The sequence below is a fragment of the Palleronia sp. LCG004 genome, assembly GCF_032931615.1.
GTDB lineage: Bacteria > Pseudomonadota > Alphaproteobacteria > Rhodobacterales > Rhodobacteraceae > Palleronia.
Window position 1 is genome coordinate 2,394,641 of record NZ_CP136759.1, and the last position, 25,360, is coordinate 2,420,000.

General features: G+C 63.6%; 22 protein-coding genes, 1 tRNA gene and 2 rRNA genes (1 of these 25 only partly in view). 14 read left to right on the top strand and 11 right to left on the bottom strand.

Annotated features, from left to right (window positions below):
• Positions 1-24: 24 nt before the first annotated feature.
• From RVY76_RS11730 to RVY76_RS11750, 5 genes are read right to left on the bottom strand one after another with little or no spacing between them, the layout of a single operon-like run.
• Positions 25-1,542, bottom strand: a complete 1,518-nt coding sequence (locus RVY76_RS11730; protein ID WP_317374226.1) for a GMC family oxidoreductase — start codon at positions 1,540-1,542, stop codon at positions 25-27.
• The gene (locus RVY76_RS11735) at positions 1,539-2,372 is read right to left on the bottom strand and encodes a glycosyltransferase (protein WP_317374228.1); all 834 of its coding nucleotides are present in this window, start codon (positions 2,370-2,372) and stop codon (positions 1,539-1,541) included. Before RVY76_RS11735 ends, RVY76_RS11730 begins: the two co-directional genes overlap by 4 nt.
• Positions 2,369-3,391 (bottom strand): glycosyltransferase family 2 protein, encoded by a 1,023-nt coding sequence (locus RVY76_RS11740; RefSeq protein WP_317374229.1) that lies wholly within the window; start codon positions 3,389-3,391, stop codon positions 2,369-2,371. Before RVY76_RS11740 ends, RVY76_RS11735 begins: the two co-directional genes overlap by 4 nt.
• Positions 3,388-4,647, bottom strand: a complete 1,260-nt coding sequence (locus tag RVY76_RS11745) for a glycosyltransferase (RefSeq protein ID WP_317374231.1) — start codon at positions 4,645-4,647, stop codon at positions 3,388-3,390. The genes RVY76_RS11740 and RVY76_RS11745 overlap by 4 nt, the downstream gene beginning before the upstream one ends.
• Entirely contained in the window at positions 4,644-5,603 is a 960-nt protein-coding gene (locus RVY76_RS11750; RefSeq protein ID WP_317374232.1) for a glycosyltransferase family A protein, read from the bottom strand. Before RVY76_RS11750 ends, RVY76_RS11745 begins: the two co-directional genes overlap by 4 nt.
• 470 nt (positions 5,604-6,073) lie before the next feature.
• On the opposite strand from RVY76_RS11750, the gene RVY76_RS11755 reads away from it, so the two are divergent.
• Together RVY76_RS11755 and RVY76_RS11760 are read left to right on the top strand one after the other, a co-directional pair.
• Entirely contained in the window at positions 6,074-7,069 is a 996-nt protein-coding gene (locus RVY76_RS11755) for an ornithine cyclodeaminase family protein (RefSeq protein ID WP_317374234.1), read from the top strand.
• Positions 7,070-7,083: 14 nt separating this feature from the next.
• On the top strand, positions 7,084-8,076 hold the full coding sequence (locus RVY76_RS11760) for a threonine/serine dehydratase (protein ID WP_317374235.1): 993 nt from the start codon (positions 7,084-7,086) through the stop codon (positions 8,074-8,076).
• Between the two features lie 35 nt (positions 8,077-8,111).
• Here RVY76_RS11760 and RVY76_RS11765 read toward each other — a convergent pair whose 3' ends face one another.
• The 3 genes from RVY76_RS11765 to RVY76_RS11775 all read right to left on the bottom strand — a co-directional run bounded on the left by RVY76_RS11765 (position 8,112) and on the right by RVY76_RS11775 (position 11,661).
• On the bottom strand, positions 8,112-9,746 hold the full coding sequence (locus tag RVY76_RS11765; protein WP_317374237.1) for an ArnT family glycosyltransferase: 1,635 nt from the start codon (positions 9,744-9,746) through the stop codon (positions 8,112-8,114).
• A 71-nt stretch (positions 9,747-9,817) separates the two neighbouring features.
• Positions 9,818-11,011 (bottom strand): sensor histidine kinase, encoded by a 1,194-nt coding sequence (locus tag RVY76_RS11770; protein WP_317374238.1) that lies wholly within the window; start codon positions 11,009-11,011, stop codon positions 9,818-9,820.
• A complete protein-coding gene (locus RVY76_RS11775; protein ID WP_317374240.1) occupies positions 11,008-11,661 on the bottom strand; it encodes a response regulator transcription factor in 654 nt (217 codons plus the stop codon). The genes RVY76_RS11770 and RVY76_RS11775 overlap by 4 nt, the downstream gene beginning before the upstream one ends.
• 115 nt (positions 11,662-11,776) lie before the next feature.
• Between RVY76_RS11775 and RVY76_RS11780 the strand changes: the two genes are divergently transcribed.
• The 12 genes from RVY76_RS11780 to RVY76_RS11835 all read left to right on the top strand — a co-directional run bounded on the left by RVY76_RS11780 (position 11,777) and on the right by RVY76_RS11835 (position 22,156).
• Positions 11,777-12,034 (top strand): PepSY domain-containing protein, encoded by a 258-nt coding sequence (locus RVY76_RS11780; RefSeq protein WP_317374242.1) that lies wholly within the window; start codon positions 11,777-11,779, stop codon positions 12,032-12,034.
• The gene (locus RVY76_RS11785) at positions 12,027-12,578 is read left to right on the top strand and encodes a cytochrome b/b6 domain-containing protein (RefSeq protein ID WP_317374244.1); all 552 of its coding nucleotides are present in this window, start codon (positions 12,027-12,029) and stop codon (positions 12,576-12,578) included. The genes RVY76_RS11780 and RVY76_RS11785 overlap by 8 nt, the downstream gene beginning before the upstream one ends.
• Positions 12,575-13,375: a glycosyltransferase family 2 protein gene (locus tag RVY76_RS11790; protein ID WP_317374245.1), complete on the top strand. Its 801-nt coding sequence runs from the start codon at positions 12,575-12,577 to the stop codon at positions 13,373-13,375. Before RVY76_RS11785 ends, RVY76_RS11790 begins: the two co-directional genes overlap by 4 nt.
• Positions 13,372-13,758, top strand: coding sequence for a lipid-A-disaccharide synthase N-terminal domain-containing protein (locus RVY76_RS11795; protein ID WP_317374246.1), 387 nt, complete (start codon positions 13,372-13,374; stop codon positions 13,756-13,758). The genes RVY76_RS11790 and RVY76_RS11795 overlap by 4 nt, the downstream gene beginning before the upstream one ends.
• A complete protein-coding gene (locus RVY76_RS11800) occupies positions 13,755-14,459 on the top strand; it encodes a VIT family protein (RefSeq protein ID WP_317374247.1) in 705 nt (234 codons plus the stop codon). The genes RVY76_RS11795 and RVY76_RS11800 overlap by 4 nt, the downstream gene beginning before the upstream one ends.
• A gap of 279 nt (positions 14,460-14,738) precedes the next feature.
• Positions 14,739-15,788: a type III polyketide synthase gene (locus RVY76_RS11805; protein ID WP_317374248.1), complete on the top strand. Its 1,050-nt coding sequence runs from the start codon at positions 14,739-14,741 to the stop codon at positions 15,786-15,788.
• Positions 15,785-16,282 (top strand): isoprenylcysteine carboxyl methyltransferase family protein, encoded by a 498-nt coding sequence (locus RVY76_RS11810; protein ID WP_317374249.1) that lies wholly within the window; start codon positions 15,785-15,787, stop codon positions 16,280-16,282. The genes RVY76_RS11805 and RVY76_RS11810 overlap by 4 nt, the downstream gene beginning before the upstream one ends.
• 322 nt (positions 16,283-16,604) lie before the next feature.
• Positions 16,605-18,236, top strand: coding sequence for a peptide ABC transporter substrate-binding protein (locus RVY76_RS11815; protein ID WP_317374251.1), 1,632 nt, complete (start codon positions 16,605-16,607; stop codon positions 18,234-18,236).
• 68 nt (positions 18,237-18,304) lie between these two features.
• Positions 18,305-19,228 carry an oligopeptide ABC transporter permease OppB gene (oppB, locus tag RVY76_RS11820; RefSeq protein WP_317374252.1) on the top strand — a complete coding sequence of 308 codons (924 nt, stop codon included), beginning with the start codon at positions 18,305-18,307 and terminating at the stop codon, positions 19,226-19,228.
• A gap of 9 nt (positions 19,229-19,237) precedes the next feature.
• A complete protein-coding gene (locus tag RVY76_RS11825) occupies positions 19,238-20,155 on the top strand; it encodes an ABC transporter permease subunit (RefSeq protein WP_317374253.1) in 918 nt (305 codons plus the stop codon).
• Positions 20,155-21,120 carry an oligopeptide/dipeptide ABC transporter ATP-binding protein gene (locus tag RVY76_RS11830; protein WP_317374255.1) on the top strand — a complete coding sequence of 322 codons (966 nt, stop codon included), beginning with the start codon at positions 20,155-20,157 and terminating at the stop codon, positions 21,118-21,120. Before RVY76_RS11825 ends, RVY76_RS11830 begins: the two co-directional genes overlap by 1 nt.
• Positions 21,121-21,151: 31 nt before the next feature.
• Positions 21,152-22,156, top strand: coding sequence for an oligopeptide/dipeptide ABC transporter ATP-binding protein (locus RVY76_RS11835; protein ID WP_317374257.1), 1,005 nt, complete (start codon positions 21,152-21,154; stop codon positions 22,154-22,156).
• 333 nt (positions 22,157-22,489) lie between these two features.
• Here RVY76_RS11835 and RVY76_RS11840 read toward each other — a convergent pair.
• From RVY76_RS11840 to RVY76_RS11850, 3 genes are all read right to left on the bottom strand, one after another.
• A tRNA-Met gene (locus RVY76_RS11840) sits at positions 22,490-22,566 on the bottom strand.
• A 111-nt stretch (positions 22,567-22,677) separates the two neighbouring features.
• A 5S ribosomal RNA gene (rrf, locus tag RVY76_RS11845) occupies positions 22,678-22,792 on the bottom strand.
• A gap of 113 nt (positions 22,793-22,905) precedes the next feature.
• Positions 22,906-25,360 (bottom strand): 23S ribosomal RNA (locus RVY76_RS11850); it runs 382 nt beyond the window's last position.

A 25,360-nucleotide genomic window follows, 5' to 3' on the forward strand; every position in this document is an offset into this window, starting at 1 on the left:
GGTCGATTTCGGGACAGGGCAAACTCATAGAACGCCCGCGTCGCGCCGTTCCAGCAGATGGACCGCGAGCCGTCTTGCCAAAGCCAGTATCGTGAAGGTCGGTGAGTAAGAGGGACCGGTCGGAAACACCGCCGAGCCCGCGACAAACAGATTGTCGGTCCCGAAAACACGACAATCGGTGTCTACCACGCCCTTCTCGGGGTGGATCGCCATCCGCGTCGTGCCCATCTGGTGAGCGGCGTCCGTCATTGTTTCGATCGTCGGCGAACCATGCCCGAAATCGAAGACACCGAGACCGGCAGCCTCGAAGCGCTCCCGACAGAGCTTCACAATTTCGGCGAGGGAGCGATGGTCCTGCTCCGTAAATCGCCAGTCGAGCGCGGCTTGTCGCATTCCCAGGCGATCGCGCGCGTGGTCGAGGCGCACGCGGCTTTCCGGGTTGGGAACCTGTTCGGTTGCGAGCTTGACGCGGTAATCCGCGACGCGCCCTATCCCGTCGCGGCATGCGGGCCTGCGAAGCAGCGTATCGAGTGCGGCCCGCTTCCGGCTCGAATAGATCGGCTTGAGGTAGACCACGTGCTCAAGCAGATTTCGGCTTTTCTGTGTCTTGTCGTCGAGCGCAAAACACACGCAGAATCTAGGCTTCGGGCCGTATTGCAACTCATTCGCGAAAGCGCGGGTCGTCGGCCCGGGTGCCAGGGTCGCGCTATGGTGCTTGGGATGATCCGAGTAGAACCGTCCGACCAGATCATGGGCGTTTCCGATACCGCCGGAGCGATCCCGGTCGGACGCCAGCAACAATCGAGGGGTCTCTATCGCGCCCATCGCGAGAACGACCTGATCGCCCGTTACGTCCAGGCTGCGTCCCTCGAGCGAGCGGCACGAGACGGTCTCGATACGTCGCCCCGATCGGTCGAGCCGAAGCTCCGTGGCCGTCGCGCCGAGGACGACACGCAGATTCGTCAGGGACTGCATCTCGTCGCCAAAACGGAGGCGCGTCCGCGTCGGAGATTCTTCCCACCAGAAGCTCGACATCTTCAGTCCGGCATCTGCGATTCGCGTGCGGAGTCTGCCAAGTTCGGGACGTTGCGTTTCCGCTTCCAGATCCTCGAACCCGTAATCCGCTGCAGCGGCGCGGTAGTGAACCTGCAATTCCTCGTAGGAGAGAGGCCATTCGCTGAATGGAACCCAGGGGCGTTCCGCGAAATCGCTGGGCTGGAGATACTTCCACTTGCCCGTCCAGACATTGCTGGTTCCTCCGAACTGGCGTACGCGGCTGACCCCGCGCAATTGCGGTGGCAGATACGCGTGGTATCCGGCCTCGGGGTCGAGGGCGCGGTGCGGCTTTCCGAGGAAGGTCACATCGTTCAGTGCCTGGATCTCGGGGTCGAAGACCTCCCGACCGCTTTCGAGCATGATCACGTCGACACCCCGGCGGGCGAGATGCATCGCGACACCCGCGCCGGCAATCCCGGATCCGACCACCACGACCTCTGCCCGCAATGACTCGTCTTCAGGCAGATCCCGGACATCGACGATCATGAATGGCGTTCCGGCTTGGCCTCGGGTCCGGCAGTCCGGCCGAGCATGTTTCGATGAGTGGCCTCGAAAAGTTCGCGACGCGCAGGGTCTGCCAGAAGATCAGCGTGTTTTCTTGCGATATAGCCGTGGCTTTCAGCACGGAGTGCCGGGTTCGCGGTCAGCTTGTCGTGGCCGCCACGGTTCAACCGATAGACCGGCATCGCATGGCCCGCGACCGCCGTAATCTCCGTCAATCGATAGAACATCTCGGAGGAGGACCGAGAGCGCAACGCTTCGTCCCATCCGCCCACCGTTTCAAGCGCAACCCGGGGAATCGCCGCGGCCTGTTTGGTATTTATGCTGTGCCCGTTCCGGGAGAGATGGGCATCGAGACCCCAGATCTCCCTTTTGCGTGACGACGCAGGTCTTCGGATATGAGGCCGACGCGCAGATCCTTCGACGACGATTCCGCCGACCACGATGCTCAACGGATCTTGCGCCGCCGCGGCCCTGATCCAGCGGCGATAGAACCAGCCGGCCCACGGCAGGAGCGCATCGTCGTCATCGAGAAATATCAGGTGGGAGCTTTCCGAATGCCCCATGCCAGTGTTGCGCGCGGCACAGACACCCCGATTCTCTTCATGTCGAACCAGCCTGACCCGATCGCCTCGGACCTCATCCAGATCGACCGGAACAGGCGAGGCATCATCGACGACGACAACCTCGTCGACGCCGCTCCGCACCGCACTCCTGACAGCCCGTCGAACGTGCTCCGGGCGCCCGAAGCTCGGAATGACCACTCCGAGCGAGGCGTTATCTGCGCGGGATCGCCCGTCCTTTTCCGAGGTCAAGAGACATGCCTGTCCTGCCGACGGACCATGGCGGCATTGACGAGCCGTTCGGGAAACATGCTGGCGCGGGCGAGCTTCTTCGCCAGGGCGTCGTTCTTTCCGACGAATGGCAGACCACGCATCATCGGGACGAGCATGCCCTGCATCCGGCGGCCCGCATAGATCTTGCGCTTGCCTTCGACGTAATCGGGCTTGGGCCTCAAGTTCCACTTCGTGATGAAATGCTCGAGGCTTCGCGTCCCGTACGCATCCGACCAGCGCAGCGCGAAGAACGGCCAATCCTCCCGGTTCATCGGCCGCGCACGACAGGGAAACACGTAGGTGACGACGGATGCAGGCTCGAACCAGACGGTCCCGCCGGCCTGCCGCACGCTCATCGAGAAGTCGATATGCTCCTTCGTCGACAGAAGCTTTTCGTCGAGCGGGCCGATCCTGTCGAAGACGTCGCGACGCGCGAGCGCGCAGTGAAACTCGCACATGCCGGTCTGCTTGCGTTCGAGCCGTCCCTGCCAGTCCGAGACCTTTTCGGAGTGACCGTGCATGACCTCGTCGAGAGCGCGGCCGTGCTCGGGATTGTTCTCGAAGAAGCCCGCCATGTCGCCGCCGGGGGCGTAATCGCCACCGGCATGGTGGATCTCGGTATGGGCGGGAAGACCCTGACAGGTGAGCGGCGCGACGATGTCGGCCCCCTCCTCGTCCGCGCAGGCGACGAGGGGCGGCAGCCAGTTCTCGGTGAAGAGAACGTCGTTGTCGATGAAGACGACATAGTCCGTCTTGGCTTCGGCCACGCCGATATTACGCGCCTCGTTCGGCGTGAGAAACCGTTCGCGACGGATGAGCTTGAAGCCCCGCGCCTCGGATTCACGGCGAAGCAGTTCGGCGATCCGGGGCGGCGACTTGCCGTCGACATAGATCACGTCGACATTCGACGTATGCTCGTAAAGGCTTTCAAGCGACTCGACGGTCATGCCGAACCGCTCACGCTGACTGATGATGATAGTTACACGGGGGTCGGTCACGGTCGATCTCTCCTGATGGTGAGCGCGCGTCGATAGGCCAGAAGCGTTTCTTCAACGATATGACCTTGATCGAACTCTTCCAAGACCTTGCGACGTCCGGCGGTTCCGAGATCAGCCCAATCCCCCCGGCGACCCATCATGGCGGCGATCGCATCGGCCAATGCGCGCGGATCGCGTTCGGGCACGAGATCGCCGTTCTCTCCCGGAATGACGAGTTCGGGAATTCCTCCATGATGCGTGCCGATGACGGGAAGGCCGGTCGCCATGGCCTCTTTCGCCGTGTTGACGTTCGCATCCTCGTCGCCCGATGACGCCCTTACCGACGGGGTCAGCGCGATATCCGCACGGTGAAGGGCCTCGATGACCTGTCCGCGGTCTGCCGAACCGGCAAGCATCACCCGATCGGTGAGACCCGCCTCCGAAATCTGGGCTGCAAGCGCGGATCGCAAAGGGCCGTCGCCGAGGATTTCCAGCGTGACGTCGTGACCTTCGCGTATCAGATGGCCAATCGCGGCGACCGCGTCCGAAAACCCCTTCTTCTCCACGAGCCGACCGACCGCGACGAGGCGGGTCGGTCCCTCGGAAACCCGCCGGTTGGCGGGAGGCGAGAACGCCCTTGTATCGATCGGCGATCCGATCACGATGATCTTGTCCGCAGGACATCCGAGCGCAATCGCCTTGTCTCGGAAGTATCGGCAATTCGCGATGAAGAGGTCGGCCTCTCGGAACAGGCGCGCATAGACCCGCACTCCGCGTTCCTCGACATGGCGGGTGATGTCGTAGCCGCGGAGATGCACGACAAGCGCACGCGTCCGCAGCGTGCCCCAGCGACGATGCCGCGCGGCGAGAAGGCCCAGAACCCCGAACTGGGCATGAACGACGTCGAAATCGGGCGCGTCCGCCATGAGGCGCGTGACCGCCAGGCGGGCGGGCGAGATACGATCGGCCAGCATCAGGCCGAGATAACCCGGTGAATGTCGCGGGCTCCGACGGGCGAGGTCCAGACCGCGCTTCAAGGAAAGTCTGCCCTGATAACGCGCCCGCATGATCCGTGCCTCGGGCAGACCGTACGCGTCGAGAATGTCCTGCCGCGGCGCGGCGGCATCGGCATTCGTGGCGAGGATCCGCAGGTCCTGCCCCGACCGCAGAAGCCCCGCCGCGAGCGTCGTCACGAAGGTTTCCGAGATGACCGGAAATTCGTGCACCACCAGCCCCAAGCGGAGCGCATCGACCGAGCTGTGCCTATCCGACGTCATTGCCGGCTCGCGACCCGGCGGCGCAGGGTTTCGTGCAGCGGGCCGGGCAGCAGGCTGGCGAGTGCTGCCAGCGTCCGGATGCGCGCCAGCCTGTCGCGCGACGCCGCCTTCGGATCGAGCCGCCAGCTCTGCGCGACAAGCCGTCTGGTGGCGGCGTAATCGCCAGCCTGATAGGCCAGCGTTGCCCAGTAGATCTGGTTACGGGCCTTGGCGCGGCGCAGCTCGTCCGCATCGAGCCCCTCGCCCATCAGATCCATCTTCTGCAGCACCCGCGTCCAGTTTGCCTCCATCCGCGCCCAGTTTGCAGTGATCTGTCCGTCCCGCTTGCGGTAATCGGCAAGGGGTTCCGGCACGATTGCAGCCGCCTTGCCGCGCCCAGCCACAACCCGTACGAACCAGTCGAGATCGATGCAGCCGGAAAGGCCGGTGTCGAATTGTCCGGCTTCGCGTGCGGCATCGGCCCGAACAATCACGCCCGTCGCGCTGTGAAGCGGACCCTCAACGACGAGAGAACGTGCATCGTGCCTCAGATGCGGTGCATCCGAGACGATCCCCGTCGGATGACCCTGGGCGTCGACGTAACGCCACAGCCCGGAGGCGAGAACCAGGTCGCGATCGTCGGCGAGAACATTCGAGACCCGCTCGACCATCTGTGCATCGAGCCGATCGTCGGAATCGAGAAAGCAGATCAGATCCCCGCTCGCGCGATCGAGACCTGCATTGCGCGCGGCCGCCGCGCCCGATTGCGCTTGCCGATGAACGATCATGCGACGCTGCGGCCCGGTCCACGAACCGGCCAGCCGCTCGAGGAGCTCTCCCGTTCCGTCCGTGGAGCCGTCGTCGATCGCGACAAGCTCCAGACGCGGCCATGTCTGCCGGGCGGCAGACGTGACGGCTTCGGCCACGAAATCCACCACGTCGTGGCAGGGCATGACGATGCTGACCAGCGAGGTCACGAAAACACCCCGCACCAACGTTCGGGGAAAGGCGTGTAACTGCCGTCGGTTTCGAAGACGAGACTGTCGCTCATGCTGCGACCCTAGCGCTCCTCCGCGGAACTTGCACGAGCCGTGAATATCCGATCGCCTTCATGTCGGGGGCGAGAGCCGATACCGGGGAAAACGCCCTCCGCACGTGGCTTCGACAGGCATCGGAGTTCCCAGGCCGATCATCTCCAACGTACCTCGCACGAAACAAAATACCCCGCGGAAAGGTCAGGTCGGTCGTTCCTGCCGAAGGATCCCCACGAAACAAAACCTTGTCGAAAAAGGTCATGCGATACTTGGGAAAGCGAAAGACGTGATCGGCGTCGAGGGCTGCGCGATCGCAAACCCGGGGCGCTGCAGGAAAGGGTCAGGGCCCTGGACCGTTCATGCGGTAACCGACACGGGGCAAGAACCGGTCAACGAACGAGGAACGGAGAGCGATGACGACCCTGCTACTGACCAGAAACGACGTGAGGGGCCTTACCGACATGCCCGCCGTCATCGCCGCGGTGGAAGAGGCCTACCGCAGCTTCGGCGACGGCAAGGTCGACCAGCCGCCATATATGGGCATCCACCTCTCCACGCCAGGGGCCGAGATCGACTTCAAGGCGGGATACAGCCGGGCGAACGAACTCGTCTCGCTCAAGGCCTCCTCGGGCGGGTTCCGCGACAATCCCGATCGCCACGGCGTGCCGAACGGCATGGGCACGGTGATGCTCTTCGACGGACGCAGCGGGGCGTTGGTCTGCATCATGGACGGAAGCCTCCTGACGGGTTTGCGCACCGGTGCAGCGGGCGCGATCTCCGTCCGCGCGATGGCGCGACCGGACGCGCGCAGCCTCGCCGTGATCGGCACGGGCAGCCAGGCCCGGATGCAGGTCCGTGCCATCCGCGAAGTCATGCAGATCGAAACCATTCGCGCCTGGGGACGCTCCTCCGCGAATGCGGCGGCCTTCGCCGTGGAGATCGAAGGCCAATTCGACATTCCGGTCACGCTTGCGGGAACTGCCGCGGAAGCCGCGGCGGATGCGGATGTCGTCGTCACCACGACCCGCGCGAGCGAGGTGGTCCTTCGGCCCGGAAGCCTGAAGCCGGGCACGCATGTCGTTGCCATCGGCACCGATCAACGCGGCAAGCGGGAGCTCGACCCGGAGCTTTTTCGCGATGCCTATGTCGTTGTCGATTCCGAAGCCCAATGTGCCGAGAAGGGCGAAGTGCAGCACGCGATCGCCGCCGGAATCATCGAACAGGCCCACGCGGAAATCGGCCAAGTGCTTCTTGGCCGGCGTCCCGGACGGACGAGCGCGGAGCAGATCACGATCTTCGACTCGACGGGAATGGCGATCCAAGACAACGTCACCGCCGCCGCGATCCTCGCTCTTGCGCGCGAACGAGGGGTCGGAATGCCCTTTGACTTTCTGACGCAAACCTCCTGATGGGACAGCAAACGATGTGCGACTTTCCGACGATCGACGATATCGAGGCGGCCCGGCACAGGATCGCGCCGCATATACGCCACACGCCGCTTCTGCGCGCCGACAGGATCGAGCCGTCGGTCGGCTGCGAACTGTTCCTCAAGCCCGAGATGCTGCAGGTGACGGGGGCATTCAAGATCCGCGGGGCGCTCAACACCGCGTTGCAGCTTCCGCCGGAGCGCATTGCACGTGGCTTCATCTCGTCCTCGTCCGGCAACCATGCGCAGGGCTTGTCCTGGGCGGGCCGGCTCCTTGGGACAAGGGTGGTTCTTGTCCTGCCGACCACAACGCCCGCGCAGAAGGTGGCGAATACGCGCGCCCTGGGGGCGGAGGTGATCCTCTACGATGGCGACACCGCTGCGCGCTGGAAGGAGGTCTACCGAATTGCCGAAGAGACGGGCTACGAGACGATCCACGGGTTCGAGGATCCGCGCGTCATGGCCGGACAGGGCACCATCGGTTGCGAGATTCTCGAGGACCTCCCGGATGTCGACACCGTCATCGTGCCCCTGGGCGGCGGTGGGCTCATCTCCGGCGTGGCGACCGCGCTCAAGGCGCTGAAACCGGGTATCAGGGTGGTGGGCGCGGAACCGGCACTGACCCCGAAATACCATCGAAGCAGGTCGAGCGGGAAACGCGTCTCGCTGCCGCTGCGCGACACGGTCGCGGACGGGCTGCGCATCAGCGTTCCCGGCCAGAACCCCTGGCCCATCATCGAGCGCCATGTGGATGAAATCGCGCTGGTGGACGAAACAGACATCGTTGCGGGGATGCGGGCACTCGCACGCGATGCGAAACTCATTGCGGAACCTGCAGCCGCGATCGGCGTGGGCGCGCTTCTCGGAGGCGCAATCTCGGTTCGGCCCGACGAGAAGGTCTGCACCATCCTCACGGGCGGAAACTGGGGCCTTGAGGATCTTGCCGCCCTCTACGCAAGGGAACCCTCCGCTATCGAAGCCGCGTCCTGAGCGAAACAGCGCCGAGGATCGTGATGCAGCGACGATCAATCATGCCGGTCATCCAAAGCCAGTTCGTCCTCGCGTGACACGGCGGATATGTCCGCCTGATCCTTCCGTCCGGAAACTTCCCAGATCGCGTATGGCCGCCCCCGGAATGCGATTTTCCGGTCGGGCCGCCACGGGAGGGGATGGTCTTCCAAGCGGCTGAGGATCAGGCCTTCGGGATGTTCATCGGCCCATTCCGCCAACATGGAGGCCGTCTCCAGTTCGGCAACGGGCTTGGTCAGGCGGCCGGCGAAGGTGAATTCCCCGTGATATTCATCGGAATAGAGGGCGATGCCTTCCTCCTCCCGGTCGGCCAGAAGACCGGCAATTCGACCCGCATCGTATCCCGCGCCCAGTTCGGTCGCCCCGACGAGCAGGTTCAATCCGAGGATCGCACCGAGCATCGCAAGCGACGTACCGACCGCGCTACGGAATCGTGCCAAGGCGATCCCCATGCCGATGAACCCGGCTCCTACAAGACCGACCACCGCAACCGGATGCAGCATCGCGTCGATCCGTCCGAACGAGACGAGCCCGGACGCGGAAGCGAGCAGAAGGCAGCCGACGGCTCCCGCGACGATCGCAGGCAACAGCGGGCGGGGCCGAACGTCGCGAAGCAGACGGCCCACCACGATCGCGACGGCAGGAAGTTCCGGGACAAGATAATGAAGCTGCTTGCCGCTGATCAAGCTGAAGGCGAGCATCGCGGGAAGCATCCAGACGAGGGCGAGCCGAAGGCCGGGTTCCGACCACCGGATGCGGACGACCTGCCGCCAGACGGATGGCAGAAAGGCCCAGGGGAACAACAGCAGCGGCAGAAGCGCCGTATAGAACCACCAGGGCCGGGCATGGGCGAAGGCATTCGTCACGCGTCCCGCGCTTTGCCGCCAAAGGACGGCGTCGAACCACTCGGGTCCGACTGAGAGCCCCGCCGGAACGATCCAGAGCGCGACGAGGCCCAGTCCCGCCGCAACCGCGAGGACGAGGCCCGCGGGCAGATCGCGCCAGCCGGAACGGCCATTCGACCCCGCCCACCAGGGAAGGGCCAGCATCGCGGGCAGCACATGGATCAGGATGACCGGCCCCTTGGCGAGCCCGCCGAGCCCGAGCGCAAGGCCCGCGACGATCCACCAGCGACGCTCTCCAGTCTTTGCCGCGGCGAGAACGGCGAGCATCGTCAGGACGGCGCAGAGCGCGAGCAGCGCATCGAACATCGTCAGCTGACCCGAAAGCGCGAAGACGGCGCTGCCGGCAAGAGCCCAGCCCGTCCGACCGGAAGCCCCGTGATCGTCGGGCCAGAGCCGCGCGGCGAGCAGTCCGGTCGTCAGGATCGTCGCGGTCGCGGCAAGCGGCCCCACGAGACGCGCCGCGATTTCCGATACGCCGGTCACGGACCACATCGCCTGGATCAGCCAGAAGAACAGCGGCGGCTTGTGGGTGTAGAGCGCAAAGTTCTTCGTCGGTACGAGAAGATCCCCACCAAGCCACATCTCCCAGGCGACGGTGAGGTACCGCGTCTCGTCGATCGGCAATGCGGGCCGGAGAAGCACGCCCGCGAACGCGACGGCCAGGAATATGAGCGCCGGCGCGATCGCGCCCTGGATCGGCGAACCGATCTTGCTGTCTGTCTTCAATTTCCCGCGCTCCGTCCGGTTCGTTGGCGGACCCGTGCGGTTGAAAGCTTGCGCCAGCCTGACGGCGAGTGTCAGGACACCTCATCGATCGGAAAATGCAGCGCAACCCGGACGCGATCATCCGTCACGCACCGATCGAGCGTCAGGTCGAGCTGCTGGGCAATGGTCTCGACGATCGTCAGCCCGAGTCCGGTGCCCTGAGAGGTTCTGCCCTTGTCGAACCGGGCAGCGTGCAGGACGGCACCGGGTGCCGCACGGTTCTCGACCGCAAGCATGTCAGGCCCGATCCGGACTCGCACGCTACCGAGCCCGTGTTCGAGTGCGTTCGCCACGAGGTTTCGCAGGACGATTGCCACGAGGTCGGCATCGGTTCGTACCATCATGCGCGAGGCGTCTCCGTCGTCGAGGACGACGCCGGCGGGAAATTCGGCAAGGACATGACGCGCGAGCGAGACGAGATCCACCGGCTGCGCCCGCGCGGCGTCGCCCGCTTCGGCGCGGGCGAGCTGCAACAGGCGGTCCACGATCCGCGTCAGCCGCTCGAGCCCGCGATCCACACGCTCGATCGAGCCGTGTCCCGCCGCGAGCGCCGCCGTCTCGGCCCGTGCCGTGGCGAGCGGGGTCCGTAATTCGTGGGCGGCATTCGCCGCGAACGACCGCTCGGCGGTGAGGAGCCGGTCGATACGCTCCAGGTGATCGTTCACTGACAGCGCCATGGGCCTCAACTCGCCCGGCAGGCCCTTCGCTGATAGCGGCGTGAAGTCCGCCGCGTCGCGCCCCGCGATCGTCGCGGCCAGTCGTCGCGCCGGGCCCAGCGCCGCGCGCACGGTCAGGACCACGGTCAACGCGACGACGATGACGAGCGGGACCATGACCACGATGAAGGCCCCCGCGCTTTCCCAGAATTCCTCCCGTCGGAAGGCGGAGGACTGGCCGATCTCCACCGCGCGACCACTCCGCTCGGCGCGAAACACGTGCCACGACACCGTACTGCGCGAGGCACCATCGCCCTTCGGCCAGGGGGCCGCGTCGCCGTCGATGCTGAGGACATCGCCCTCGCCGATTGGGATTTCCTCGGCTGGGACCCCCGCCTCGAGCAGATCGAGTGCGTAACGCGCACGGATCTCCAATCCGCGATCGAGAGATTCGTCGATTTCGTGGGCGAGCGACCAGAGACCGAGTGCCATGGCAAGCGACCATCCCAGGATCACGATCGTGAGGATGCGCCGGACGAGCCGCCCGGTAAGCGTCCAATGCGCGCTCACGAGACGCTGTAGCCCAGGCCCCGCCGCGTCTCGATCACTTCCCGGCCGATCTTCGAGCGCAGCCGCGAGACGTAGACCTCGACCGCGTTGCCCGCGACTTCGTCATCGAAGGCAAAAAGCCTCTCCTCGAGAACCGTGCGACTGAGGATGCGGCCGCGCGCCGCGACGAGCGCATCGAGAACCGCCCATTCCCGTGACGTCAGGCGAATTTCGATCCCGTCCCTGTGGACCCGCGCACGCGCGCGGTCGACCACAAGCGGCCCGATCGCGATCTCGGAACCGGCAAGGCCGTCCGCCCGTCGCGCCACAGCGCGCAGCCGCGCCTCGACCTCGTCCGGATCGTATGGCTTCACCACGTAATCGTCGGCACCGGCATCGAGGCCGGAGATCCTGTCGCTGATCTGGTCGTAGGCTGTGGCGATGACCACCGGCGTGAGGTCGCCAGCCCCCCTCCGCTCCCGCAGGAGGTCGAGCCCCGAGCCGTCCGGCAGGCCGAGGTCGAGCAGGATCGCGGCATACTCGGCCACGAGCCACGCAGCCTCCGCTTCGTCGCAGGCTGCGACATGGTCCACGGCGTGGCCTGCCCGGCGCAGATGCCGTGCGACCGCCGCGCCGAGTTCGGCCCCGTCCTCAACGAGAAGTATCCTCATCCCCCGGCTTTAGCCCAGCCTTGCGTTCGGCCGCGAGAAAAATCGGCATCGTAAGCGGCGCGCAAGCTTGGAGGGCGAGACGGGGCCATCTTCACTTCCATCAAAGGAACAGATCATGCGTCTCCCCCTTCTCGCCGCCCTTCTGACCGCCGCCGCCCTTCCGGCCTTCGCCGAGGACATCTGCAACGTCGACAAGGCGGATTGGCGCCCCGTGGAAGAGCTGAAGTCGGAGCTCGTCGACAAGGGCTGGTCCATCTCGAACGTCAAGGAAGAGGACGGCTGCTACGAGGTCTACGGCAAGGATGCCGACGGCCAGCGCGTCGAGATCTTCTTCGACCCCGCCTCATTCGAGGAGATGGGCTCGGATGACTGAGTCCGCGACGGCCCGGACGGTTCGGGTCTGGGACCCGTTCGTCCGGGTCTTCCACTGGTCACAGGTCGCGCTGATCGGCGCGGCCTGGCTGACCGAGGACGGACCGAAATGGCTGCACGAGAATGCGGGCTACCTCCTTGCGGCGCTTATCGCGATCCGGCTCGTCTGGGGGATCGTGGGGTCACGGTATGCCCGGTTTTCCGATTTCGTCCGGGGCCCCCGGGCCGTCGCGCTGTATCTCGGCGAATTGTCGCGGGGTCGGGAACGCCGCCATCTGGGGCATAACCCCGCGGGCGGCGCGATGATCGTTACGCTTCTGACCACGGTGACCGCGACGATCCTGACGGGCTGGCTCCAGACGACCGACATGTTCTGGGGTTCCTCCGCGATGGAGAAGATCCACGAGGTCGCCGCCATTCTCGTCCTCGTCCTCGCCGCCATCCACGTCGCCGGCGTGGTCTTCGAAAGCCTGCGCCACCACGAGAACCTCGTCGGCGCGATGATCCACGGGCGCAAGCGCGTGGATGGAAAGGAGGCACCGTGAGCCGAGCTGAAACCTTTGACCGGAGTGCAGCCTTCGGCACCACCCCGGACCTCTCGATCGTGATCCCTACCCGCAACGAGGCCCAAAATATAGGTCCGCTGATAGACGAGATCGCGGCCATCGCCGATCTAGGTCGCGTCGAGATCATCGTCGTCGATGACGGTGCGACGGACGGCACGGGCGATGTCGTGCGGGGTCGCATGGCCAGTGTCCCGGGGTTGCGGCTCCTCGCGCATGAATACGGTGCGGGCCAGTCGGCCGCGATCCGCACCGGGGTCGAGGCTTCCCGTGCGGCGATCGTTGCGACGCTCGACGGGGACGGCCAGAACCCACCGGCGGATCTTGTCGGCATCGTTCGACCGCTTGCAGATGGCGGTTGCGGGCTCGTCGCAGGTCAGCGCGTTGCGCGGCAGGATGCGTTTTCCCGCAGGCTTGCCTCGCGTGTCGCCAACGGGGTGCGGGCCGCCTGCCTCGGCGATGGCACACGCGATACCGGTTGCGGGCTCAAGGCGTTCCGGCGGGAGGAGTTTCTCTCCCTGCCCTATTTCGACCATATGCACCGGTTCCTTCCGGCCCTCTTCGCACGCGAAGGCCTCGCGGTGCGGCACGTCACCGTGGGGCACAGGCCGCGCGGCGGGGGGCGATCGCATTACTCCAATCTGGGTCGAGCCCTGTCGGGCATCGTCGATCTTGCGGGCGTGATGTGGCTGATCCATCGCGGACGCGGCAGGCAGATACGCCCCGCGCAGATCGCCGCATCCGACATCGTCACCCGACATGCGGATGCCGCGCAGTGAGTGGCCTCACGACCTCGGCCAGCAACTGGCCCGACCTCGCATGGCTGATCTTCGGCCTTCTCGGCCAATGCCTTTTTGCCGGACGCTTCGTCGTGCAATGGCTTGCCTCTGAACGGGCGCGACGCTCCGTCCTGCCGAACATCTTCTGGTACTTCTCGATAGGTGGCGGTCTCTGCCTGCTTGTCTATGCGGTCCACCGAAGCGATCCGGTCTTCGTTCTGGGCCAGGCTCTCGGCCTTTTCATCTATGCACGGAACCTGTGGTTCGTATGGTCGGAGAAACGGAACGGCCGATCGTCCGCCCAAGACCCCTGCCCAACCGCGGCGGAAACAGGCCGCGATCCGGTCGAGGAAGAACTGCTCGCAGGAAGGCACCCAGCATGACAGAGACCAGCGCCCATCCCGGAGAGCCCCATTACATCACCCGGAGCGGTTGGCTGCGCGCCGCGGTGCTCGGTGCGAATGACGGCATCGTTTCGGTCTCGTCGCTCATCGTCGGCGTCGCGGCGGCAGACCCCGCTCCGCGAGCGGTCCTGATCGCAGGCGTCGCCGGCCTTGCCGCCGGAGCGATGTCGATGGCGGCGGGGGAATATGTCTCCGTCTCGTCGCAATCCGATACGGAACGCGCCGACATCAGACGCGAAGAGATCGCCCTGACGGAGATGCCCGAGGAGGAATTCGCCGAGCTGGTCGCAATCTACGAGGCGCGTGGCCTCAGCCGACGGACCGCCGAGATCGTCGCGCGCGAGCTGACCGAGAAGGACGCGCTCGGCACGCATGTGAGGGACGAGCTCGGCCTGTCGGAGATCCACTCCGCAAACCCGCTCCAAGCCGCCCTTGCATCCGCAGCGACCTTCAGCGCGGCAGCGTCGGTCCCCCTCATTGCCGCGCTTGTTTCGCCCTCATCCGTGGTCATTCCGGTCGTCCTGCTTGTCACCATTCTCTCGCTTGCCGCCCTCGGGGCCCTCGGCGCGAAGGCAGGGGCGGCACCGGTGCTGCCGGCGATCCGACGCGTGGTCGTCTGGGGGGCCTTCGCCATGGGGGTCACGGCATTCATCGGCTGGGTCTTCGGCGTGAGCGTCTAGCGCAGACCGGCTCCCGGTGGATCGGTGTCCGGAAACCCTGCCGTATTTCGAATTCGGGGAGCTCGCACGCTCATGTATCTGCAAAGGGCGATGATCCGGTATGGCCCGCTTCCGGTAGAGACTTGCTGCGGCGTTCCCTTCGGCTATCTTCCGGAGGCGTCACGTCGATCCGACCCGAACAGATTGCCGCATGCGGGGAACGGGGACCGTCATGCAAGGTTTGCACTCCAATCCCGAAATTTTCTGGTCTTTCCCGAAGACCGTGCGAGGTAGGTACGAGTGACGGTTTTTCTCCACGGTCTGGCAACCGCCTTACCCCCGCACGAGCTTCCGCAGGATCTCGTGCAGACCCGCGCCCAAGCGCTTCTCGGACCGCATTATCCGCAATTCGAACGGTTATCGCGCACATTCACCACCGCCGGGATCGAAAGACGGTATTCCGTCGTGCCCATCGACTGGTTCGAAGCCGACCATGGCTGGAAGGATCGCAACGACGTCTATCTCGACGGGGCAACCGCGCTTTTCATGGACGCCGCGGGGAAGGCGCTGGCCGCATCCGGCTGGACCGCGCCCGAGGTGGACTGCATCGTCACGGTTTCTTCCACCGGGATCGCGACACCGACGCTAGAAAGCCGCGTCGCCGCGCAGATGGGCTTTCGCGACGACGTTCTGCGCGTCCCGGTCTTCGGCCTGGGCTGCGCGGGTGGTGCCTCGGGGCTGACGATCGCACAACGGCTTTCGGCAGCACGACCGGACGACCGGGTGCTGCTGGTGGTCGTGGAAGCCTGCACGCCCTCGTTCCGGACCGACCGGTTGCAGAAGGCCGACATCATCGCGACCGTCCTCTTCGGAGACGGTGCCGCCGCGGCGTGCCTGTCCGGCCGACGGGCCGAGAGCGGCATCGAAGTCGGCACGGGGACGCAAATTACCTGGCCCGACACGCTCGGCATCATGGGATGGGATGTGGACGATATCGGGCTCGGCGTGGTGTTCGACCGATCCATTCCAGATTTCGTCTCGACCAATCTCGAAAGTGCCGTTTCGGGTGCACTGGAGCGTTGCGGGCTTACCTTGGACGAGGTGGATCGCTTCGTCTGCCATCCGGGCGGAGCGAAGGTGATCACGGCGATCGAGCGGGTGCTGCACCTCGATCAGGGAACGCTGGCCGAGGAGCGTGAAGTGCTGAGAGACGCGGGCAACATGTCCGCTCCCACGATCCTCTTCGTCCTCGAACGCGTCTTGCAGGGCGGCGCAAGCGGCACCCTGATGGGCGTGGCACTCGGCCCCGGCTTCACCGGTTCCTTCGTCCCGCTCCGCGTCGCGGCATGACCCTCGGCGCGTCGCTCTTCATCGGGTTTCTCATCGTCCAGCGCCTGTCGGAACTGGTGATCGCGCAACGCAACACGAAGGCGCTGCTGGCCGAGGGCGCAGTCGAGGTTTCCGCCCGGCATTACCCGCTGATCGTCGTGGTCCACGCGGCATGGATCGCCGCCATAGTGCTTCTTGGAATGGACGAAAGCATACGACCGGGCTGGCTGGCCGTTTTCGTGCTTCTGCAGGCGTTCCGGGTCTGGATACTGGTTACGCTCGGCCGTCGATGGACGACCAGGATCATCGTGACCGGTACGCCACTTGTGGCGAAAGGACCTTTCCTCTGGCTGCGTCATCCCAACTACACGCTGGTCGTCGCGGAAATTGCCGTGGCCCCCATGGTACTGGGGCTCTGGCAGGTCGCGCTCGTCTTCAGCATCCTGAACGCGGGCGTGCTGGCACTGCGCATTCCAGCCGAGGACCGCGCACTTCGACCCTACCGGGACGCATGAAGCAGCAGGAGTTGTCCCCCGACAGACGGGCTCGTCCCTCCGTGTCGTCGCCGAAATGCCGCCATGGCGTCGAGCTGGCACGCTCGGTGCCATCGAAACCAACTGGCGGGCGCTTGATGCGACCGCCAGGCCCGACCCTATCCTTCGCCGATGTGGACGCGACGTCCGCCTTGAAGCCGCTCGCCCCGTGGAGGACGATGACACCTGCGCAGACCGCCTCCGATCATCGCGATTCAGTGAGGTGCGCTTGCAAATACGACCGTGCCGTCATTCAATGAACGGCAAGCAAATCCAACATCTTAGAGACCTGCAGGAGGTAGACATGAGACACCGAGCAATCTCGGCCGCCACACGATTGTCGGGCACGGCGATGGCCGCGCTCCTTGCCGCATCCCCCCTCATCGCCGCGGACGTGCCCGAAGGCGTCGAGCTCGCGGAAGACCAGACCTTCTCCTATCGCGAGCTGGACCAACCCGCATCGTTCGATCCGCAACTGGTCGAGGGCGTGCCGGGCGCGCATGTCGTCCAGCAGCTTTTCGAAGGGCTGATGATCCAGGACGACCAGGGCGAACTGATCCCGGGCGTCGCGACCGGGTACGAGGGCAACGAGGACAATACCGAGTTCACCTTCACCCTGCGCGAAGATGCGCGCTGGTCGAACGGCGACCCCGTCACCGCCGAGGATTTCGTCTATGCGTGGCGGCGTGCCGCAGATCCCGCAACCGCGTCCGAATATGCCTGGTTCGTTGAGCTTGCAGGGATCGAGAACGCCGCCGAGATCATCGCCGGAGAAGCCGATCCCGAGACGCTGGGCGTCGAGGCTGTGGACGACCGCACCTTCCGAGTGTCCCTGTCCGAGCCGAAACCCTATTTCCCGCAGATGACGGCGCATACGACCTTTGCGCCCACGCATCGCGCGACGGTCGAGGAGTTCGGCGACGCCTGGACCGATCCCGCCAACATCGTTTCGAACGGTGCCTACGTTCTGCAGAACGTGCAGCTGAACGAATACTGGAACGCCACGAAGAACCCCGAATACTGGGACGCCGACAACGTCGTGATCGACGAGGTGGTAAGCTACATCATCAACGACACGAGCCAGGCGCTGACCCGCTGGGAAGCGGGCGAGTTCGACATGCTCGAACCCGTTCCGGCCGGCAGCTATCCGCGCCTCCAGGAGCAGTATCCAGACGCCGCCCATTCGGTGCCGCGGCTCTGTTCCTACTACTACGAGGTGAACCAGCGCGAGGATGCGCCCGAGGCGTTGCGCGACCCGAACGTGCGTCGCGCGCTGTCGCTTGCCATCGACCGCAGCGTCATCACCGACCAGCTGCTGCAGGGCGGCCAGTCGCCGGCCTTCTTCTTCACCCCCGAGGCCACTGCGGGATTCGAGCCGCCCGAGATCGACTATGCGTCGATGAGCCAGGCCGAGCGTGACGAAGAGGCGAGCCGCCTCATCGAAGAGGCCGGCTATGACGATCTGAGCTTCGATCTGCTCTACAACACCGACGAGAGCCATCGCCAGATCGCGACGGTGATCGGACAGATGTGGCGTCAGAAGCTCGGCGTCGACATCACGCTGGTGAACCAGGAATGGGCCACCTATCTCGACAACAAGCGCAACGGCAATTTCGATATCGCACGTTCCGCCTGGTGTGGGGATTACAACGAGGCGTCCACCTTCCTCGATACGCTCGGCACGGACATTCCGCAGAATTCGGGCCGCTGGTCGAACGACGAATTCGACAACATCCTGTCCGACGCGGCCACGTCCGAGGATCCGCAGCAGAACTACCAGCAGGCCGAGCAGATCCTGTCGCAGGAGATGGGCATCCTGCCGATCTATCACTACACGAACACCTTCCTGCTCGAGCCGACGCTCAAGGGATTTCCCTTGGGCAACGTCGAGAACAACTGGTACGTGAAGGATTTCTACCGCATCGCGGAAGAATGATCTGAGCGGGAGGCGACGGTAACGTCGCCTTCCCTTTCCCCAACGATGCGCGCCCCAGCGGAGGTATCATGCTCGTCTATACGCTCCGCCGCCTTCTGGTGGCGATCCCCACGCTTCTGGCGCTCATCGTGCTGTCCTTCGTGCTCATGGATCTCGCGCCCGGATCGCCCTTCGCCTCCGAACGCGGGGTCCCGCCAGCGGTGCTCGCCAATCTCGAGGCGGAATACGGCCTCGACCGGCCACTGATCGAACGCATCGGCGTCTATACCTGGAACGTTGTCACCAATTTCGATTTCGGCCCCTCCTTCGCCTATTCGGACCGCAGCGTGAACGACCTGATCGCACAGGGTTTTCCGGTCACGCTCACCTACGGGTTCTGGTCCTTCGTCGTGGCCGTCATCGTCGGCGTGACGCTCGGGGCGCTGGCGGCGATCCGGCAGAACTCGGTCCTCGACTATCTTGCGGTGGGCGTGACGGTGGGCGCGCAGGTGCTGCCGAACTTCGTCATGGCACCGATCCTCGTCATCATCTTCACGCTCTGGCTCGGATGGCTGCCGGGCGGCGGCTGGCAGGGCGGGCAATGGCAATACGTCATCATGCCGGTCATCGCCCTCTCGACCTCCTACATGGCGTCGATCGCACGGATCACGCGCTCCTCCATGCTCGAGGTGCTAAATGCCGGCTTCGTGCGGACCGCACGGGCCAAGGGGCTGCCGATGCGCCGCGTGATCCTGCGCCATGCACTGAAACCCGCCATGCTGCCGGTCGTAAGCTATCTCGGACCGGCCTTCGTCGGAATGATCACCGGGTCGGTCGTGGTCGACGTGTATTTCTCGACCGGCGGAATCGGACAGTTCTTCGTCAATTCCGCACTGACGCGGGACTATTCCGTCATCATGGGGATCACCGTGCTGATCGGTGCCCTCACGATCACCTTCAACCTGCTGACAGACATCGCCTATGCCTGGATCGACCCCAAGATCCGCTACTGAGGGAGAGAGATGACCGAAACGACGACAGACGAGGCGATCGAGGCCGAACTTTCCGTCGGCAAGGGACGCTCGCTCTGGGCCGATGCGCGGCGTCGGTTCCTGCGCAACCGTGCGGCGATGGTCAGCGCGGTGGTCCTTCTGCTCGTGCTTCTCTTCGCGAGCTTCGGCCAGTTCTTCGCCCAGTGGTCGAACGAGGAGATCGACTGGAGCCTTCTGGGCCAGATCCCTCAAGCGGGTGGTCCGAGCATCGAGAACGGCCATTACTTCGGCGTTGACGAAACCGGTCGGGATCTCTTTGCGCGCATCGTGCAGGGCACCCGGATCAGCCTCGCCGTGGGCATCGTCGGCGCGCTCATCTCGGTCATCGTCGGCACGGCCTATGGGGCCATCGCGGGCTATGTCGGGGGGCGGACCGACAGCGTCATGATGCGGTTCGTCGACCTCATGATGTCCATTCCCTACATGTTCGTGCTCATCATTCTGCTGGTGATCTTCTCACGCTCGATCGTGATGCTCTTCGTGGGGATCGGGCTGATCTCCTGGCTCGACATGGCCCGGATCGTCCGCGGGCAGACGTTGTCGCTCAAGAACCGCGAATTCGTCGAGGCGGCGATCGCGACGGGTGTGCGGACACCCCGGATCATCACCCGCCATATCGTTCCGAACCTGATCGGCGTGGTCGTGATCTACGCGACGCTGCTCGTGCCACAGATGATCATCTTCGAAAGCTTCATCTCGTTCCTGGGCCTCGGGGTGCAGGAACCGATGACGTCCTGGGGGGCCCTCATCAATCAAGGTGCGGCCAATCTCAGGAACGGAACGCCCTGGATGATCGCCTTTCCGCTCGCCTTCTTCGTCGTCTCCCTCTTCGCGCTGTTCTTCCTCGGCGATGGGCTCAGGGACGCGCTCGACCCCAAGGATCGCTGATGCCTCTTCTCGACGTGAAAGATCTCGGCGTCGCCTTCGAGACTCCCGACGGCACCGTCAATGCCGTGAATGGCGTGTCGTTTTCGGTGGACCCGGGCGAAACGCTGGCCGTCGTCGGCGAAAGCGGTTCGGGCAAGTCGCAGACTGCCTTTGCGGTCATGGGCCTGTTGGCGCGCAATGGACATGCAAGCGGATCGGTCCGCTTCGACGGCCAGGAACTGCTCGGCCTTTCGCAGCAGCGCCTGAACAAGGTGCGCGGTGCCGCGATCTCGATGATCTTTCAGGATCCGATGACCTCGCTGAACCCCTATCTCAAGATCGGGCCGCAGATGACCGAGGTGCTGACGCTGCACAAGGGCATGTCCCGCGGCAAGGCCCGCGAAGAGAGTGCCCGGATGCTCGACGCGGTGCGCATACCCGATGCGAAGGCTCGGCTCGACCAGTATCCGCACGAATTTTCTGGGGGCATGCGCCAGCGGATCATGATCGCAATGTCGCTGCTCTGCAATCCGCGGCTGCTCATTGCGGACGAACCCACCACCGCGCTGGACGTAACGGTGCAGGCGCAGATCATGTCCCTCCTGTCCGAGATCCGCGAGGAATTCGGCACTGCGATGATCCTGATCACCCACGATCTCGGGATCGTGGCCGATACCTGCGACCGGACGCTCGTGATGTATGGCGGCCGGGTGATGGAGCGGGGCGGAACCGATCCGCTTTTCGAAGACCCGACGCATCCCTACACCCTCGGCCTGCTGCGAGCCGTGCCGCGGCTCGACGTCGATCAGGACGACCTTTCGACCATTCCGGGCGAGCCGCCCGACATGTCCCGCTTGCCAGCCGGATGTCCCTTCGCACCGCGATGCAACTGGGCGATGGACGTCTGCAGGGCCGAAATGCCTCTCCTACTCCCTCACGGACAGCTCGAGCGTGCCTGCCATGCCGATCCGGATCGCGTGAAATGAGCACGGGACCAACTACCCAAAAGGAGCGCCGATGACCCTTCTCAGCGTCAGAAATCTCGACGTCACCTTCGACATCGTGCCGCGCGGGGCATGGCCATGGACCCCGCCGAACAAGCTTCAGGCCGTTCGGGACATGTCCTTCGATCTGGAACCGGGCCAGACGCTCGGGGTGGTGGGCGAGTCGGGCTCCGGCAAGTCGACGCTTGCCCGCGCAGTGATCGGGACGGTTCCCGCGAGCCGCGGTCAGATCCTCTGGGGGGATACGGATTTGCGCAAGATGTCGGCCTCGGAGCGGCGCAAGCATAGGCGTGTCGTGCAAATGGTCTTTCAGGATCCACTGGCGAGCCTCAATCCCCGGATGAACGTGGGTGAGATCATTTCCGAACCGTTAGTGACCCACGATCCCGGCATCTCGCGTGCCGAGGCGCGCCGCCGTGCGGGTGAGATGATGGAGCGCGTCGGGCTGCTGCCGAACCTCCTCAATCGTTATCCTCACGAGTTCTCGGGTGGTCAATGCCAGCGCATCGGGATCGCGCGCGCGCTGATCCTGGAGCCGGAACTCCTTATCTGCGATGAGCCGGTCTCCGCGCTGGACGTGAGCGTACAGGCGCAGGTGGTGAACCTCCTCAAACGCCTTCAACGCGAGATGGGCCTTTCCATGATCTTCATCGCCCACGATCTGAGCGTCGTGAAGCATGTCTCAGACCGGATCCTCGTCATGTATCTCGGCCGCAAGGTAGAGGAGGCGGATGCACGCGAATTGGTCCGCGGCCCCCGCCATCCATACACGCAAGCCCTCATTTCCTCGGTCCCGATCCCCGACCCCAAACGTGAGCGGCTGCGAAACCGCCCCGTGCTTGAGGGAGAGCTACCCTCTCCGGTCAACCCGCCGTCGGGCTGCGTTTTCCGCACCCGCTGCCCCAAGGCACGTCCCGACTGCGCCGAAGGCGTCCCGCCGATGCTGATGCCCGAACCCGATCACCTCGTCGCCTGCCCCTATCACGAAGTCATGCGGCCTGTCCTTCAGGAAGCCTGAAGCGCCAATACGTCCAGCACCGGAAGCCTTGGAAGCATAGAGGGCCATGCTGGAGAACCCGGCTGATTGGTCTAACGCACCTCACTTTCAAAGTCGCACAGGATCTAGCCCTTCTCTACCAGACTCAGATGATAGCTCACCGTGGCGCTATCGGACCCTTCGCTACGGCACCGCGCCACGATGCATTGCACGAGCTGGTCTCGGCAGTCGTCGTTCGTCCCTGCTCCGATGGCGGGCACGCGGTCGAGCTGGAGGGTAAGGTTCTGGGGTTATTGGGTTTTGCGGACAGCAAAAAGGCCGCTGCCCTTTCGGGCGCGGCCTGTTCGCTAAAGCTGGTTGCGGGAGTAGGATTTGAACCTACGACCTTCAGGTTATGAGCCTGACGAGCTACCGGACTGCTCCATCCCGCGCCGGATGACGGTGCGCAGGTATGCGCGGTCCCGTCGATCATTCTGGGTTTCGGTGGCGGTAGGATCCGGCACCATCATCGTTTCAGAGAGATCATCGGAGCTTCTCGTTAGGTTTGGCGGCGACCTACTCTCCCACGTCTTGAGACGCAGTACCATCGGCGCAACGGCACTTAACTGCCGAGTTCGGGATGGGATCGGGTGTTTTGCTCGCGCTGTGACCACCAAACCGAAAGAGAAGCTTCTGTCCGTTCCGCTTGTTTGAGCGGGCAGGACATCCATCAGTTCCAAGTCGTGTACACTTCGGTGTATGCTTTTGGTCCAGCCAATCTTCTACTGGATCAAATCAAGCCTATCGGACAATTAGTACCGGTCAACTGAGCACATTGCTGCGCTTACATCTCCGGCCTATCGACGTGGTGGTCTACCACGGTCCTCAGGGATACCTTGTTTCGAGGGGGGCTTCCCGCTTAGATGCCTTCAGCGGTTATCCTTTCCGATCATAGCTACCCAGCACTGCCATTGGCATGACAACTGGTCCACCAGTGGATCGTTCACCCCGGTCCTCTCGTACTAGGGGCAACTCCTCTCAAGTATCCTACACCCACGGCAGATAGGGACCGAACTGTCTCACGACGTTCTAAACCCAGCTCACGTACCTCTTTAAACGGCGAACAGCCGTACCCTTGGGACCTGCTCCAGCCCCAGGATGAGATGAGCCGACATCGAGGTGCCAAACGGTGCCGTCGATATGGACTCTTGGGCACCATCAGCCTGTTATCCCCGGCGTACCTTTTATCCGTTGAGCGATGGCCCTTCCACGCGGGACCACCGGATCACTATGGCCGTCTTTCGACTCTGCTCGACTTGTCAGTCTCGCAGTCAGGCTGGCTTCTGCCATTGCACTCAACGAGCGATTTCCGACCGCTCTGAGCCAACCTTCGCACGCCTCCGTTACTCTTTGGGAGGCGACCGCCCCAGTCAAACTACCCGCCACACAGGGTCCCGGATCCGGATAACGGACCGCGGTTAGACATCAAGCAAGGCAAGGGTGGTATCTCAAGGATGGCTCCACCGCGACTGGCGTCACGGCTTCAAAGCCTACCACCTATCCTGCACATGCCTGGCCTGATGCCAGTGTGAAGCTGTAGTAAAGGTGCACGGGGTCTTTCCGTCTAACCGCGGGAAGCCTGCATCTTGACAGGCAATTCAATTTCGCTGAGTCGATGTTGGAGACAGCGGGGAAGTCGTTACGCCATTCGTGCAGGTCGGAACTTACCCGACAAGGAATTTCGCTACCTTAGGACCGTTATAGTTACGGCCGCCGTTTACCGGGGCTTCAATTCAAGGCTTGCACCTCTCCTTTTAACCTTCCGGCACCGGGCAGGCGTCAGACCCTATACGTCGTCTTGCGACTTCGCAGAGCCCTGTGTTTTTAGTAAACAGTCGCCACCCCCTGGTTTGTGCCCCCAGCCACTAGTTGCCTAGAAACTGGGCCTCCTTCTCGCGAACTTACGGAGGTATTTTGCCGAGTTCCTTCAACATCGTTCTCTCAAGCGCCTTGGTATTCTCTACCAGTCCACCTGTGTCGGTTTAGGGTACGATCTCATGATGGAGCTATTTCCAGGAACCGCTCAGCCGCCCATTCAATCCGATAAGGATGAACGACCCTTGCGATCCGTCACTTCCATCTGGCCCAGGAATATTAACCTGGTTCCCATCGACTACGCCTTTCGGCCTCGCCTTAGGGGTCGGCTTACCCTGCTCAGATTAGCTTTAAGCAGGAACCCTTGGACTTTCGGCGACAGGGTCTCTCACCCTGTTTGTCGCTACTCATGTCATCATTCTCGCTAGTGATCTCTCCACCGGATCGCTCACGCGCCGGCTTCACAGAAAGCCTCTCGCGTCCAATGATCCCCGAAAGGATCGAAGGACGCATGAGACTATGTCACACTACGCTCCGCTACCACTGCTATGCAGTCCTAAGCTTCGGCTCATGGCTTGAGCCCCGTTACATCTTCGCCGCAAGACAGCTTAAATTTAGACCAGTGAGCTGTTACGCTATCTTTAAAGGATGGCTGCTTCTAAGCCAACCTCCTGGTTGTTTTGGCCGTCTCACATGCTTTCCCACTTAGCCATGAATTAGGGGCCTTAGCTGTAGGTCAGGGTTGTTTCCCTCTCCACGACGGACGTTAGCACCCGCCGTGTGTCTGCCATCTAGTACTCCCCGGTATTCGGAGTTTGGTTAGGATCAGTAAGCCTGTGGGGCCCCATTACCCATCCAGTGCTCTACCCCCGGGGGTATTCGGATGACGCTCTACCTAAATAGATTTCGCGGAGAACCAGCTATCTCCGAGTTTGATTGGCCTTTCACCCCTAGGCACACCTCATCCCGACCTTTTTCAACAGGTGTGGGTTCGGACCTCCAGTAAGTGTTACCTTACCTTCATCCTGGACATGCCTAGATCACTCGGTTTCGGGTCTGATCCCACGAACTCATTCGCCCTATTAAGACTCGCTTTCGCTGCGCCTACACCTAACGGCTTAAGCTTGCTCGTGAGACCAAGTCGATGACCCATTATACAAAAGGTACGCCGTCACCCCTCAAGGAGGCTCCGACTGATTGTAGGCGCTCGGTTTCAGGTACTGTTTCACTCCCCTCGTCGGGGTGCTTTTCACCTTTCCCTCACGGTACTGGTTCACTATCGGTCAGTAAGGAGTACTTAGCCTTCGAGGGTGGTCCCCCGATGTTCAGACAGGATTTCACGTGTCCCGCCCTACTTAATACGTCCGATCG